The organism is Prevotella sp. P6B1 (assembly GCF_000702825.1).
Classification (GTDB): Bacteria; Bacteroidota; Bacteroidia; order Bacteroidales; family Bacteroidaceae; genus Prevotella.
Genome location: NZ_JNKF01000003.1, coordinates 38,303 through 53,618 on the forward strand (window position 1 = coordinate 38,303; position 15,316 = coordinate 53,618).

Sequence of the window (15,316 nt, forward strand, 5' to 3'; positions counted from 1 at the left end):
TAGCGATTATTTTCCAATTTCCTTTGGAAATTATGAATTATTATATTATCTTTGATTTTCGTTTGAAGATATTTTTGTAACTTTGCACCTATGATTAACCAACAATTATTGAATCCGAAGAGCATCGTCGTCATAGGCGGCTCTAACAACGTGCATAAGCCCGGTGGGTCTATCGTGCGTAATATTATCAATGGTGGTTTCGATGGTCCTCTGCACATCGTAAACCCCAAGGAAGATGAAGTGCAGGGGATCAAAGCCTATCATGACGTAAAGGACATACCCGAAACGGATTTGGCCGTGCTGGTAGTTGCCGCTAAGTTCTGTCCTGACTACGTGGACTATCTGTGCGCGGAGAAAGGCGTACGTGCCTTTGTCATCATCTCAGCCGGATTCGGCGAGGAGACCAAGGCGGGTGCGGCATTAGAGCAGCGCATTCTGGATACGTGCAAGAAGTTCGGAGCAGCCCTCATCGGCCCTAACTGTATCGGACTGCTGAACCGCAACCATCATAGCGTGTTCACGCTCCCCATTCCCAACCTGAACCCTCAGGGTGTGGATTTTGTTTCGGGCTCAGGTGCCACCGCAGTTTTCATCTTAGAGAGTGCGGTCATCAAGGGTCTGCAGTTCAACAGCGTATGGAGCATTGGTAATGGCAAGCAGATTGGTATCGAAGATGTACTACAGTATATGGACGAGCATTTTAATGCCGAAACAGATTCGAAGGTCAAGCTGCTTTATATCGAGAATATTTCGAACCCCGACAAGCTCTTATTCCACGCCAGCAGTCTGATCCGCAAGGGTTGTAGGATTGCTGCCATCAAGGCTGGTTCGAGCGAGAGTGGTAGTCGTGCCGCCTCGTCGCATACGGGTGCCATAGCCTCCAGCGACTCTGCTGTCGAAGCCCTGTTCCGCAAGGCAGGCATTGTACGTTGCTTCTCGCGCGAGGAGCTGACCACCGTAGGCTGTATCTTTACGCTTCCAGAACTGAAGGGTAAGAACTTTGCCATCGTCACCCATGCAGGTGGCCCAGGTGTGATGCTGACCGATGCCCTTTCGAAAGGCGGTCTGAACGTTCCCTCGCTCACCAGCGATGTGTCTGACGAGATAAAAGCAGCAGCCGAGGAACTGAAGTCCAAGCTCTTCCCTGGTTCATCGGTAGCCAACCCTATTGATTTCTTAGCCACAGGAACAGCTGAGCAATTAGGCATGGTGATAGACTATTGCGAAAACAAGTTTGATAATATCGACGCCATTGCCGTTATCTACGGCACCCCAGGACTCACCCAGCTCTACGAGGCCTACGATGTGCTCGATCAGAAAATCAAGGAATGTAAGAAACCTATCTTCCCAGTTCTGCCCAGTCTGCATACCGCAGGTCCTGAGGTGGCAGAATTCCTGAAACGCGGCCATGTGAACTTCAGCGACGAGGTGACCCTTGCCACAGCCCTCAGTCAGATCATGCGCACGCCAAAGCCAGCACCACCCGAGGTGCAGCTTTATGGTATCGACCTTCCCCGACTCTATAAGATTATCAGCAGTGTTACAGATAACGGTTATGTTTCGCCACAAACCGTACGCGACATTCTGTCGTGTGCAGGCATCCCCCTGGTACCCGAGATGGTCAGCACATCGAAGGATGAGCTGATTGCCTTTGCCGAGAACGTAGGCTATCCTGTGGTGGCCAAGGTGGTTGGTCCTATCCACAAGAGCGATGTGGGTGGTGTGGCCCTGAACATCCGCACCCCAGAGCACCTGGCTCTTGAGTTCGACCGTATGATGAAAATCAAGGATGCCACAGGCGTGATGGTACAGAAGATGATGAAGGGTACCGAACTGTTTATCGGTGCTAAATACGAGAACCGTTTCGGCCATGTCATCCTCTGCGGTTTAGGCGGCATCTTTGTCGAGGTGCTGAAGGACGTATCAAGCGGTCTGGCCCCATTGAGTTACGACGAGGCCTACTCGATGATTCACTCACTGAAGGGTTATAAGATCCTGAAAGGTACACGCGGACAGAAGGGTATCAACGAGCAGAAGTTTGCCGAGATTATCGTACGACTCTCTACCCTGCTGCGTTTCGCCATCGAGATCAAAGAGATGGACATCAACCCCTTGTTGGCTGACGAGAACGACGTAGTAGCCGTCGACGCAAGAATACTGATTGAGAAATGAGAACAGCGATAGTAGGCGGAGGGGCGGCTGGATTCTTCTTAGCCGTTAACCTCAAAGAGATGTGCCCCGATATGGACATCACCATCTTCGAGAAATCGAAGAAGGTGCTGGCCAAGGTCGAGGTGTCAGGTGGTGGCAGATGCAACTGCACCAACTCGTTCGAGGGTGTGACCGACCTGCAACAGGTATATCCACGTGGGCACCGATTATTGAAGCGCCTCTTCAAGACCTTCGATTACCGTGATGCCTACCAGTGGTTTGAAAGCCACGGGATAAAGCTCACCACCCAGGACGATCACTGCGTATTCCCCGCCTCGCAGGATTCGCACACCATCATTAATCTCTTCTTAGCCGAAGCACGCAGAAAGCACATCGACATCCGCACGCAGCGCAAAATCGAGAGCCTCGAAGAGCTGAGCGATTTCGATTTCAAGGTCATCACCACAGGTGGCGGTACCGCAGCTATGGCTGGTGTTCCAACCATCGAGCCCGTACCCTCGCTCTTTACTTTCACCATCAACGACGAAGCCTTGCGCGCCTTGATGGGCACCGTGGTCGAAGATGCCACAGCCTCTATCCCTGGCACCAAGTTCCGTAGTAACGGACCACTGCTCATCACCCACTGGGGCATGAGCGGACCAGCCATTCTGAAGCTCAGCAGCTATGCCGCTCGCGACTTGCACGGGCACAACTATCAGATGCCTTTGGCTGTGAACTGGACCTCGCTCAAGGAGCCCGACATCCAGCAGGAGCTGCGCACCATCATCGCCCAGCATCCACAGAAGCAGATAGCCACCATCCGTCCTTTTGGTCTGCCCAGCCGTTTGTGGGATTACCTCGTGGCCAAGACCCTTGGCGAGCGTGCCCAGAACCGTTGGCAGAACCTGAACCAGAAGGAGCTGAACCGCCTGACCAATGCCCTGTGCAATGATCAGTACCAGATAGCAGGTCGCTCAGCCTTTAAGGACGAGTTTGTGACCTGTGGCGGCATCGATTTGGCGAACGTCAATTCCAACACCTTAGAAAGCAAGCACCTCCCCAGCGTTTATTTCGCTGGAGAGGTGCTCGATATCGATGGTATCACAGGCGGCTTTAATTTCCAGGCCGCTTGGACCACCGCTTATACTGTAGCCTGCGCCATTAGTCAACAAGCTCGTTGTAGTCAGTCTCCTTCTGAGGGATAACCCATGTCCAGGCATTGCCGTCCTCAGGATTGATGGTTACGGCAAAGTCTGACTTGAAGCTACCACCCTGAGCATTGGTCTTACGAACGATGGAGTCACCCCAACGCTTGTAGTCGAACCAGTCGTTACCCTCGCCCCACAGATCGAAGCGGCGATACAACTTGATTTCGTCCATCAGCTCGTCGCCAGTCTTGGTGCTCTTGGTGTAGGCATCATCGTACTGGGCCACAGCCTCATACAACAGCTCCTGAGCCTCAGCCTCCTTGTTCAGGTGACAGTCAGCCTCAGCCTCTGTGTACAGCATCTCGGCATAACGGATGAGTGGGAACGAACCACCACCAGGATAGAAGGCCACCATAAACTTAAACTGCATATAGGCATATACATGCGATTCGCTATACAAGCAATCCGGATAGTCTTTACGTGCGCGATTATACAAACTCTTTTGGCTGCGACCAGCGGCATTACACTCGGCATACTCAGCATCGGTAGGAACCAGATATAAGTATCTGCGTTTGTCAGTTTCAGGAATCTGGTCAATCAGTTCCTTACTGATAGCCACAGGATACTTGCAACAGTTGGTGGTGCTCGAGTTACAACCGATATAAGCAAAGAAACTATAGTAGTTCAGGTTCTGTAATTCATCTTCATACACGCCCCAGATCCATTCATCATTCGCAGAATGGAAACCACCATTGATATAATCGTCAAGCGTCATCTGCGCATGGCCTTCACGAGCCAAAGCGGCATAGGTAGCAGCAGTCTGCCAGTCCTCACGGTTCAGTGCGGCCTTGGCATAGATGGCATAAGCCACATCCAATCCAGGCTGGTAGAACTTCTCGCGCTCTACACCACTCTTTTTGTACAGAGCGATAGCCTCGTCCAGGTCCTTATAAATCTGAGCGTAGGTCTCTGCCTGAGTAGCGAGTTTCTGGGCACCCAGACTCTCGTCGATACGCAGCACGATACCATCGGTGTCGCCCTGATAGTCGCTCCAGCGATAGGTGTAGAGCTGAGCCAGGCGGAAGAATGAGTAAGCACGGAAAGTAAGTGCCTGAGCCTTCAGGAAAGCCTTATCGGCCTCTGTGCCTTCTGCATCATCCACATGGCAGATAATGGCATTGGCATTGCTCACCAGCTTATAATAGTAGAACCAAGGATAAACGGTATAAGTCGAGGTAGGACGCAGGTGGTAGTTGTTGTTCCATACGTTAGCCCAACCGGTATTAGCGCACTTCTGGGCATCGTTACCATTGAATGTGCCGTACCAGTTCAGGATGGTGCCCTCGCCGTTCAGACCCTGTGTGCTCAAATACTGTGACGACATAGCCTTGCACAGTCCGTTCACAGCCAGTTCGATATTCTCGGTAGTACCCAGTACTTTTTCTTTATCCTTCTGAGCCTCAGGAGTGGTATCCAGATAATCGCTCGAACAAGCGCTAAGCCCCAGTGCAGCGATACAAATATATAAATACTTTCTCATAATTTTCTTTTTACTTTTTTACCTTTTTACCTTTAGAATTTCACGTTCACGCCCGCTGAGAATACACGAGATGTCACGAAGGTAGCCGACTGAGTACCATTGAAGCTCATCTGTGGACTCAATCCCTTACGAGCAGCCAGCGTAAACAGGTTCTCGCAAGTCAGTGTCACCATCACGTTCTCCATGCCTGCCTTACGCACCAGATCCTTTGGCAGGTTGTACGAGAGGTTTACGTTCTTCAGAATCAGATAGCTGGCGCTGGTCAGCCAACGCGAAGAGGTGCTGTTCAAGTCTGCCTCCAGACCACTCACAATCTGTGGTGAATCGCTCAGCATGGGCACACCATTACGATCGATAGCGTCGTGGTCAGTAGCCTGCTCGCTGGTCCACCCCTTCAGTACATCCTTGTGCAGCGATGTTGGCGTACCACCCGAGGTCATCAGTGTCTGGTAGTTGCTGTCCATAATCTTGCCGCCCAACTGATAGGTAAACAATGTGTAGAGCTGGAAATCCTTGTAGTTAACGCTGAAGTTAAAGCTACCAAAGGCAGTAGGCATGGCCGACCCCTGGAACTCGCGCTTACCATAGGTAGTAAGATACGAGTAAGGCACACCGTCGATCACAACTACGGCATTCAAGTTACTACCCTTAATCTGGGTTCCTTCGGTATTACCATAGGTAGTGCCGTCGAGTGTGAAGAAGTAGTCGTCATCGTTAAACTTATACAGTGAGAAACCGTTCTTGGTGTTGATACCCTCCCAGGTGTAGGTATAGAACTGATAGCGATCCATGCCCTCAACAATCTTCTTGGTACCATCGATGATACCACCCTTATTCTGCTCAGGCAGCTTTACCACCTTATTCTTCTCGAAGGTAATGCTGGCACCCACGTTCAGTTTCCACTCCTTGGTCTTCAGCACGTCCATATCAGCCGAGAGCTCTACACCATGGTTCGAGATGGTACCCAGGTTTCTGGTAACCACACTCTCTGCCGAAGAAGTGCTGGTAGCACCTGCTGAGAGGGGATTATAAACATTAAAGATCAGGTCCTTATTGCGCTTATCGAAGTACTCCACGCTGAAGTTCAGTTTGTTCAGCAGGCGACCCTCGATGGCGATACCCCACGACTGTCCGGTCTCCCACTTCAGGTCCTCGTTAGGCAGCTGTGCATTGTAGAAGGCACCCTTGTGGTCGTTCAGAGCAGGATTATACAAGGCCATATAGCCATAGTAGTCCGAACCAGAGTCGTTACCTACCTCACCATAGTCGGCACGCACCTTCAGGTAGTTCACCCAGCGGTACTCCTTCATCCACTTCTCGTTCGATACTACCCAGTTGGCACCAGTGCTCCAGAAGTTACCCCAACGGGATTTCTTTGAGAAGCGTGATGAACCATCGCGACGGAACGAGAACTCGATGTTATAACGACTGTCGTAACCATAGCGCACACGTCCCAGATACGATTCTGTGTGATAGGTCTCGTTGTAGTCTCTCGATATCACAGGCTCAGCAAAGTTGATCAAGTTGTTCAAGCCTGGCTCAATCTCAGTATTCTTAGTAACATAAAGCTCGTTTACGGTATAGTCGTAGTTCTCATGAGCCAGCAGGGCGTCGATAGAGTGTACACCATACTCATGGTTCCAGTGCAGCTGCTGCTGGAATGCGTAGTTCTTATAGCGATAGTCGCGACGACGACCACGACCGTTGTTACCCTTACCATCGCCAATCACAGCGCTATCGTAAGCACTCTCCGAGCTGTTGCGCAGGTTCAGGTTACCCTTCAACGTAAAAGTGAAGTTGTAAGGCAGTATAAAGTTAGCGTAGGCAATACCATTCACGGTGTTACGTGTGGTCTTATCCTGATTCAGCTCATTCTCCCAGATCACATGACGATTCTGATACTGGTTACGTGTAGCCATTACCTGCCCGTTATCATCTGTATACGAACCGCTGTCGTACTGCTTGTTTCCGTATTTGTCCAGATAATACTCACCAGTATATATGTTATGCGCATGTACAGGATATACGGGCGAAATCTTACGACAGAAGTTGAAGGGGTTACTGTAGGCATCACCCGTACCATAGGTAGAATCAAAGTTCTGGTGGGTGGCGTTGATATTCAGTCCAGCCTTGAACCAAGGAGCGGGATTAACATTGGTTGTCAATCGGGCTGAGAGACGGTCGAAGCCCGAAGTCTTCAGATAGCCCTGCTCATCGAGATAACCCAGCGAAATCAGGTAGTCGCTCTTCTCACTGGCGCCATTCACATTAAAGTTGTATTCCTGGCGGTAGCCGTTACGGATGGTCTGCTTGTACCAGTCCAGATCCTCACCGTAGGTACCCAGCATCTGGGCATCGCTCACCATCTTGCCATTGGCGTCAAACAAGGCGTTGTCGGCCTTATTGAATATGTTGAGCAGCACGCGGTCCTCAATCAGATGCTCTGATGCGTAGGTAGCAGCGGTAGCAGCATCGGCACCTGTGGTCATCTTATTATTCTTCATGTTCAGCCACTGAGCCTCCATCCACTCGCGAGCACCCAAGCGATCGTACTCAGAGATACCACGGCTGTAGGTACCCTGCTTAATGTCCAGGGTTACGTTCATCTTACCCTGCTTACCCTTCTTGGTGGTAATCAGGATAACACCGTTCGAGGCACGGTTACCATAGAGGGCGGCTGATGCAGCATCCTTCAGTACCGACATGCTCTCGATGTCCTGAGGGTTCAGGTCGCTGATGTTACCATTATAGGGCACACCATCCAGAATGTACAGCGGACTTGTGCTACCATTCACGGTTCCCACGCCACGAATGCGGATACTTGGATCGGAACCAGGTGCACCAACACTGCTGTTCACCTGTACACCGGTCACTGTTCCTTCGAGTGCCGAAGCTACCGAAGTGGTAGGACGCAGCTCAATGGCCTCGCTCTTCACCTCCTGAATCGATCCGGTAAGCGATGTCTTCTTCTGTGTACCGTAGGCCACAACCACTACCTCGTCGAGGGTGTGTACATCATTTCTCAACTGAATCTTTAAAGTTTTTGTGCTTACTGCCACCTCCAGTGGTTCCATGCCCACATAGGTGATACGCAGTGTTTTCATACCTTCAGGTACTTCGAGTGTGAAGTTACCATCATAATCGGTAATGGTACCAATGTTGGCATTACCAACCACCTGAATGGTGGCGCCAATAATCGGCTCGTTATCCTCATAACTTACCACTGTACCAGTAACCGTTGTCTGTGCCAGCGCCATCCCCACACTTAGGAACAGCCCAGCCAACATCATACTGAGTCTTTTCATTTAATTAATGCTGTATAAATAAATATTAGTAATTACTATCAATTTTTAAAACCAGAATTAAGCATTCCTCACGAAATGGGGCGGCAAAGTTACGAAGATATTTTGACATCTGCAAGATTTTTTTCAAAAATATGGTATTATTATGCTCATTTTTGCCGCTTTAATGCTCTGACCCGATGTTGTATCAGATATTTTTGTAACTTTGCAGTCTCAATTTAGTATTTTTCTAACTCTCAATACACATTTTTATCATGGAACAACAGAAACGCTATGGTCATTTCGACGACCAACATCGTGAGTATGTCATCACAGACCCGCAGACACCATGGCCCTGGATCAACTACCTGGGCAATGAGGATTTCTTTTCTTTAATCTCTAATACCGCTGGTGGCTACTCATTCTATAAGGATGCCAAATTCCGCCGTATCACCCGCTATCGCTACAACAACGTACCCATGGACAACGGGGGGCGCTATTTCTACATCAAAGATGGCGACACGGTGTGGAACCCGGGCTGGAAGCCCTGCAAGACCCCACTCGACTTCTACGAGTGCCGTCATGGCATGAGCTACACCCGCATCACAGGCCGTAAGAATGGCGTTGAAGCCAGCGTACTGTTCTTTGTACCATTGAAGAAATGGGCTGAGGTTCAGAAACTTACCCTGAAGAACGAGAGCAATGAGGTGAAGACTCTGAAGCTCTTCTCGTTCGAGGAGTGGTGCCTGTGGAATGCCGCTACAGATATGGAGAATTTCCAGCGAAACTTCTCTACAGGTGAGGTTGAAATCGAGGGTTCTACCATCTATCACAAGACCGAGTATCGCGAGCGCCGCAACCACTATGCGTTCTATCACGTAAACGCTGATATTCAGGGATTCGACACCGACCGTGAGACCTTCGTAGGCCTCTACAACGAGTTTGCCGACCCACAGGTAGTGATGGACGGCAAGCCACGCAACAGCCACGCCCACGGCTGGAGCCCCATCGCCTCGCACTATATCGAGGTAACCCTGCAGCCAGGCGAGAGCAAGGACTTTGTGTTCCTCCTCGGCTATATCGAGAATAAGCAGGAGGAGAAATTCTCTGCACCTCAGGTTATCAACAAGGACAAGGCACACGCCCTCATCGCTGAGCTCGACACTACCGAAAAAGTTGACAAGGCCTTTGCCGAGCTGTGCGAGTACTGGGATGCTCTGCTCAATATATATAAGGTGAAGACAGGCAACGACAAGCTCGACCGCATGGTGAACATCTGGAACCAGTACCAGTGTATGGTCACCTTCAACTTCTCGCGTTCCGCCTCGTTCTTCGAGAGCGGCATCGGACGTGGCATGGGCTTCCGCGACTCCAACCAGGATCTCGTGGGCTTCGTTCACCAGATACCATCACGCGCCCGTCAGCGCATCATCGATATCGCCTCGACACAGTTCCCCGATGGCGGCTGCTACCACCAGTACCAGCCCCTCACCAAGCGTGGTAACAATGATATCGGCGGTGGATTCAACGACGACCCCTGCTGGCTCATCTTCGGTACCGTGGCTTATATCAAGGAGACAGGCGACTTCTCAATCCTCGACGAGATGGTACCATTCGACAATCAGCCAGGCTCAGAGGTAACACTCTTCGAGCACCTGAAGATTTCGATGGACCACGTCATCAAGAACCTCGGTCCCCACATGCTGCCACTCATCGGTCGTGCCGACTGGAACGACTGCTTGAACCTGAACTGCTTCTCATGGGATCCTAACGAGAGCTTCCAGACCACCGAGAACGTATCAGAGGGTACCAAGGCCGAGAGCCTCATGATTGCCGGACTGTTCGTGGTTACTGGTAAGGACTACGTAGCCCTCTGCAAGAAGATTGGCAAGGATGCCGAGGCAGCTCGCATGCAGCAGGCCATCGACGCCATGGTCGAGGCAGTGAAGAAGCACGGCTGGGATGGCGAGTGGTATCTGCGCGCCTACGACTTCTATGGCAATAAGATTGGTAGCAACGAGTGCGAGGAGGCCAAGATCTTCATCGAGAGCCAGGGCTGGTGCACCATGGCCGAGATTGGTGCCGAGGAAGGTATGGTTGCCAAGAGTCTCGACTCATGTAAGAAGTACCTGGAGTGCGAGCACGGTATGGTACTCAACAATCCCGCCTTCACCAAGTACATCTACGAGTATGGTGAGATTTCTTCATACCCCGAGGGCTACAAGGAGAATGCAGGTATCTTCTGCCACAACAATCCTTGGGTCATCATCGGCGAGTGTATCGCAGGTCGTGGTAACGATGCCTGGAGCCACTATGCCAAGATTCTCCCCTCGTATGTGGAGGAGAAATACCAGACACTACATAAGGTGGAGCCTTACGTCAACTGTCAGATGGTAGCCGGTAAGGACGCCTTCAAGCCAGGCGAGGGTAAGAACTCATGGCTCACAGGTACCGCCGCTTGGATGTGGTACACCGTATCAGAGTTCATCCTCGGTATCAAGCCCGACTACGATGGTATCCGCATTGATCCCTGTCTGCCTGAGACAGCAACCGACTACACCGTAAGCCGCAAGTTCCGCGATGCCGACTACGAGATTACCATCCATCCTAACGGCGCCCAGAAGGGTGTGAAGAGCATCACCCTCGATGGCCAGCCCGTCGATGGCACCGTTATCCCCTACGCTCCCGGCAAGCACGTAGTAGAGGTTACGATGTAATCAGGATTACATACATCTATACAAACAAATCCCCGCCCATCACTGAGCGGGGATTATTGTTTTAAACAATAATAAATGCAACCTTTCTTCTGTTTTCTTTCGGCCTCACTGCAAAGTGCAACCAGGATATTTGCTCCTGGTGAACTCCCCGAGCACAAAGTGAGGCGATAAGTGAGCGCAATCAAGCTTGCTTGAATTGTCGAGCGTAGCCTCACTCGGCGAAGCCAAATGCTCGGAGAGATTTGCTTTACTGTTCAACTGTACTATAGGTTCCATGCTTTTTTACCTTTTTACTTTTTCACTTTTCAAAATGCACTATTGCACCATTGCACCACCGTTAGAACACAAGCACGGCTCTTTTCTTGTAGCGATGCTTACAAACACCATTCTCCACATACTCACCACACTTCTCTACAGCACCGTCTTTCAACAAACGCTTTACTTTCGAGCGAGCCGTATTCACATTCATGCGGAGGCCCTTGATCACATCATCGATTGAGAATTCCTCGGGCAGTCTGTTAAAGTCCTCAATCGTTCGCTGATGATGGCGACGATTGGTTGATGCATCACGCAACTTATCGTCGAAATACTTCTCAGCTAATGATCCGAAGTAGTGGCGCTGACAGGCGAACTGAATGTTCACAATCAACTCAGCCAACTGGTCGTCGATCTCGTCCGTCTCAAACTCACCGCACCAGTACTCACCCTCTTGGTGCAGCTCGCCCCAGTGGCGCATCACGATAAAGGGCGCCGAGTAGTTGATTCCGTGGTAGGCGCAGCGCTTCAGCAGCATCTCGTCGGCCTTGCTCTCGTTGTCCTTGGCGTCGGCCATGCGGCGTGCCGTCCAGTCGTACATCGTTCGAACAATGCGTTTAATGGATAGTTCACCCTTGGTTTTATCCAGCTTCTTGGCCCATTCCAGCAGGCGATTGTCGCTGTCTTCATCTACCTCTTCATCCAAGTCCATCATTTCAAAGTGCGTGCTGGGCAGAGGGATGCAGGTTAATCGGGTTGCCAATCCAGAACCGAAGTTCTGTTCGTTCACCTTCTTTTTGAGTGCGATGGGCGTACCGGTATAAACGTAGTTCCAAGTCACGTTAAAATCCTGCATGATAGAATCCATGTTCGAGTACGCCTGACCATCCTCCTCATTGTGGAAAGCTTTCAGCTCCAGGTTCTGCTTGTCAATCCAGCTACCACCCTTCTGCACGGCGAGGGTGTTGTCGAGCTCGGTATCGAAAGTGAGCATGTGTAGCTGCATGTCGCGCCCATCCACATTCTCCACAGCATTCACCATGTCCTGAATAAACTGGGCATTACTAGTTCGCGAGGGGTGAACACGCACCACAACCTTAGGTTTCTTAGGTTTCTCTTTGTTGGCACCCTTGGTCTTCATCTCCTCACGGTAGCGATTGATGGTGTCCTTGCCCAGTTTGTCAGCTGCCACAATGGGCGCTGCTAAGAACTCGTACAGGCGGGTGGCGAACGATTTTCCACTAGCAGGATCGCCGATAATCAATGCCGATGCATTCAAGCGTCGCAGTTTTGAGGGGCGATGATAAAAGCGGTACGTACAACGTGTCATCAACGTCATCATCAGGGCTCCTGATACTATCAACGCAGCAGGATACTGGCTGCGCTTCAATCCCTTGCAGGCATCCTGCAGCGCAGGATAATAAGGAAACAGCGCCTCGATCTTCTCGCCCCAGTCCAGCAGCCAGCAATCTATCTCTTCCTCGCCTATGGTGGCGGCGTCGGTCGCTTCGACCTGCGTGATTTGTTTCCATGACAGGCCGCACGCTTGCAGAATTGCCTCCTGCATAGCCTTTGAGGGGCATTGGGTGAGGTACTTCTTTTCGCGCTCCGACATGCGTTCTGCAGCCGACGCCACCGTCTGTGCCACGTTCTCGTCGCGCTCCGCGATGATCTCCTGCACCCACGATTGTCGTTCCAGTATCCGCTGCACCAGCTTTCGGTCGCCATCAAACAGTACCAGCAGGTCGCTTGCCAGTTTAAGACTCTCGTTGTGTCTGTTACTATCGTCTGCACAGGGCAGCTTTGCACGATAGCGCTCATCAATAATACGCTGTATATCATACCCTCGCCACTTTATTTCCACTTCATGATTATCCAGGTCCCCACTCTGCTCAGCTGCTTGCTGGCCATCTTGGTGGGCCACAACAGAAGTTTCAGGGTTACTACTGCTGTCAGTGCCATCGCCAACAGGAAATTTATAATGTAAGGGTTGCGTCTTTTTGGCGCGATAATCAGCTGTGTATTTCTTGTCAAATTCTTCGTCATAATAATCAAATATTGAGTCAGCAATGTATAGAATATCCTCCTCTAAGGGAGCAAAAGAGTTTCGGGTGGCATCGATGCACGATGCATCGGGTTTATAGCCACCAAGGGCATTTACAAACCAAATCTGGTTATCTGCAAGGTTTCCAATCTTTGCATTGCCGGCAAACACAATGCGCACACCTTTCTTCGAGCTGGTAATATGTACCATCTTGGTGATTGCCATCAGCGTCTCGTTCTGCTGTAGCTTCTCCCACACTTCCATGGGGTTCTCTACATGATCAATATCCAGCATCACCAATCCGTTCAGATGACAGCCAGCCAATCTACGATGTCTGAAAGGTGTTCCTTTAGCCGTTACATTCGCATCAAATTCGCGACAACTGAAGATAAAGGCTGTTAGGTTATCCTTCAGTTCCTGAGCATAGGCCAGCAACTTCTCCTCGTTGCTTTTAGCCATAAACTTCTGCTTGGCAGCCTCCTTTTTCATGCTGCACTTCTTAGCCAGGAACTTCTGGTAGTCCTCATTCTTCAGCCATTTATTAATGGCAGCCTCGTCTTGCTTGGCCACAGCCTCCAGTATGCTTCTGCGGCTTTCAATCTTCCATCTGGTAGAGCTCTTTTTTATCTCTTTCCAGAAGTTCTCTCGGCTGCACTGAGCAGCCTGAGAGAAATGTGTATTTTCTTGATAACAAAAACTCATTCAACCTCCTTTTTTATAAAGTTCAAACTTATCGACTTATAATCCTCCAGCATTTCCGAAAGCATGGTTTCTACCCCCCCATACTCGTAGGATTCCAAATCGCCTTGTCTCACCTCGATATTTATCTCGGGGAACAATCCTGTCATAGCAATCAGCTGCAACGTTTCGCCCAAGAGTATTGCCATATTTACACTACTACCACACATATAATCATTAAAATTGTGGCCCATAAAATGGTACTTCGTTAGTGAGTCTTTCTCTCTTTTATAAAGAAGAATCCTCACATTCAAAGGCTCATAGGGGCAGCTGATACCCCATAGCGTGAACGTATCCAACAGTATCTTATAGTTGCTCTTATCGTAACAATCCGCATCAAACAGCTTGATTAAGAATGCAAACATGGTTTCGCCACTCACCTCCTCGCCAGTCATGCCTAAGTAGCAGAATCTACTCTCGCCTTCGAGAGGGCGCATACCAACAGGATTGTTCCAGTTCTGTTCTCTCACATCAAGCCTTGTCAGTTCCATACCAGGCGACAGCAGTAACACTTGATTACCAACAGGCTTCACTACGAAAGGTGTTCCCACCTCCGATTCATATACTACTACTAAATTCTTTTCCATGTATTCCAATTTTTAAGTTAAACTCTATCTACTATCTCACGATCCATCAGATGACTGCTGGCCACGCGGTTTTCACGTTCCATGGCAGCTATCATACGCGCTGTTCCGATGGATTTCTTCAGCGAGATGTAGTACTTCACTCTCTTAGGGCTCTCTTTCAGCCAGCCGTGCTCCAGGATAGCTATTACCTTATCCTTTAAGCGTTTCTTACGCTTATAGTGGTTAAAGTCGATACGCTTGGCCTGCTCGTTATAGTGCAATGAACCCTGCACAAACTTTCCTTCCATGATGCTTTTAAGCACCTCTTCGTTAATCTCAATGTATTTTCGCATAATTCTTTTGTTTTTAGTGAGTCGTTGGGCCCATTGACTCGGTTAGTTACTAATCTATGATTATCTCTTTAGTTATGATGTGGCGTACTACACCTTGAGCACTTCCGGCTTTGCTCATACCGTAGCTTATCTGCCACTTGCTGCATTTAAAAGTTTGTTGTACTTTCAGTCCCATCAGCTTGCAGGTGCGCTCCCCTTCGTAGTCTATCACCTTATGCTCGCACGATGCACAGCAGCACTTAATTTCTATACCGTAAAGGTTCTTCATGCTTCGGTTTTCCTTTCTTTTTCTTATTGTTCGGTTTCAGTTCTTTCAGTTCGGCAGCTATCCACGTATAGCACACATCCAGCACATAATCCACCGATGGGCATCCCGTGGTGCGAACCTCATGTTCTCTGATAAACAGTTCAAAGTCGTAGGCCATCTCCTGCTGCATCCACTCGTTAAAGCCCAGCATCTGCTCTATCAGCAGGTTAACCAACTCTGGACTTAGCTTGCGTCGCAATGCCTTAACCAGGAACT

Annotated in this window: 10 protein-coding genes; 3 read left to right on the forward strand and 7 right to left on the reverse strand. The window is 50.0% G+C overall.

Annotated elements, in window-relative coordinates:
* Positions 1-90: 90 nt before the first annotated feature.
* Positions 91-2,172 carry an acetate--CoA ligase family protein gene (locus T495_RS0100815; RefSeq protein WP_028902597.1) on the forward strand — a complete coding sequence of 694 codons (2,082 nt, stop codon included), beginning with the start codon at positions 91-93 and terminating at the stop codon, positions 2,170-2,172.
* Positions 2,169-3,356, forward strand: a complete 1,188-nt coding sequence (locus tag T495_RS0100820; RefSeq protein ID WP_033147270.1) for an NAD(P)/FAD-dependent oxidoreductase — start codon at positions 2,169-2,171, stop codon at positions 3,354-3,356. Before T495_RS0100815 ends, T495_RS0100820 begins: the two co-directional genes overlap by 4 nt.
* Here the strand turns inward: T495_RS0100820 and T495_RS0100825 are convergent.
* Positions 3,313-4,839, reverse strand: coding sequence for a RagB/SusD family nutrient uptake outer membrane protein (locus tag T495_RS0100825; RefSeq protein WP_028902595.1), 1,527 nt, complete (start codon positions 4,837-4,839; stop codon positions 3,313-3,315). The genes T495_RS0100820 and T495_RS0100825 overlap by 44 nt on opposite strands.
* Positions 4,840-4,871: 32 nt before the next feature.
* Positions 4,872-8,144, reverse strand: a complete 3,273-nt coding sequence (locus T495_RS0100830) for a SusC/RagA family TonB-linked outer membrane protein (protein ID WP_033147271.1) — start codon at positions 8,142-8,144, stop codon at positions 4,872-4,874.
* A 251-nt stretch (positions 8,145-8,395) separates the two neighbouring features.
* Between T495_RS0100830 and T495_RS0100835 the strand changes: the two genes are divergently transcribed.
* Entirely contained in the window at positions 8,396-10,837 is a 2,442-nt protein-coding gene (locus T495_RS0100835; protein WP_033147272.1) for a GH36-type glycosyl hydrolase domain-containing protein, read from the forward strand.
* A 337-nt stretch (positions 10,838-11,174) separates the two neighbouring features.
* On the opposite strand, the gene T495_RS0100840 is transcribed toward T495_RS0100835, so the two are convergent.
* The 5 genes from T495_RS0100840 to T495_RS15995 form a co-directional block, all read right to left on the reverse strand.
* Positions 11,175-13,838, reverse strand: coding sequence for a BT4734/BF3469 family protein (locus T495_RS0100840; RefSeq protein WP_033147273.1), 2,664 nt, complete (start codon positions 13,836-13,838; stop codon positions 11,175-11,177).
* The gene (locus T495_RS0100845; RefSeq protein ID WP_033147274.1) at positions 13,835-14,461 is read right to left on the reverse strand and encodes a hypothetical protein; all 627 of its coding nucleotides are present in this window, start codon (positions 14,459-14,461) and stop codon (positions 13,835-13,837) included. Before T495_RS0100845 ends, T495_RS0100840 begins: the two co-directional genes overlap by 4 nt.
* 17 nt (positions 14,462-14,478) lie before the next feature.
* Positions 14,479-14,793, reverse strand: a complete 315-nt coding sequence (locus tag T495_RS0100850; protein WP_155993356.1) for a hypothetical protein — start codon at positions 14,791-14,793, stop codon at positions 14,479-14,481.
* Positions 14,794-14,842: 49 nt separating this feature from the next.
* Positions 14,843-15,061 carry a hypothetical protein gene (locus T495_RS15695; protein WP_073046360.1) on the reverse strand — a complete coding sequence of 73 codons (219 nt, stop codon included), beginning with the start codon at positions 15,059-15,061 and terminating at the stop codon, positions 14,843-14,845.
* Positions 15,033-15,316: hypothetical protein (locus tag T495_RS15995; RefSeq protein ID WP_197020315.1), on the reverse strand; the 284-nt coding region annotated here is incomplete at its 5' end. The genes T495_RS15695 and T495_RS15995, both read right to left, overlap by 29 nt.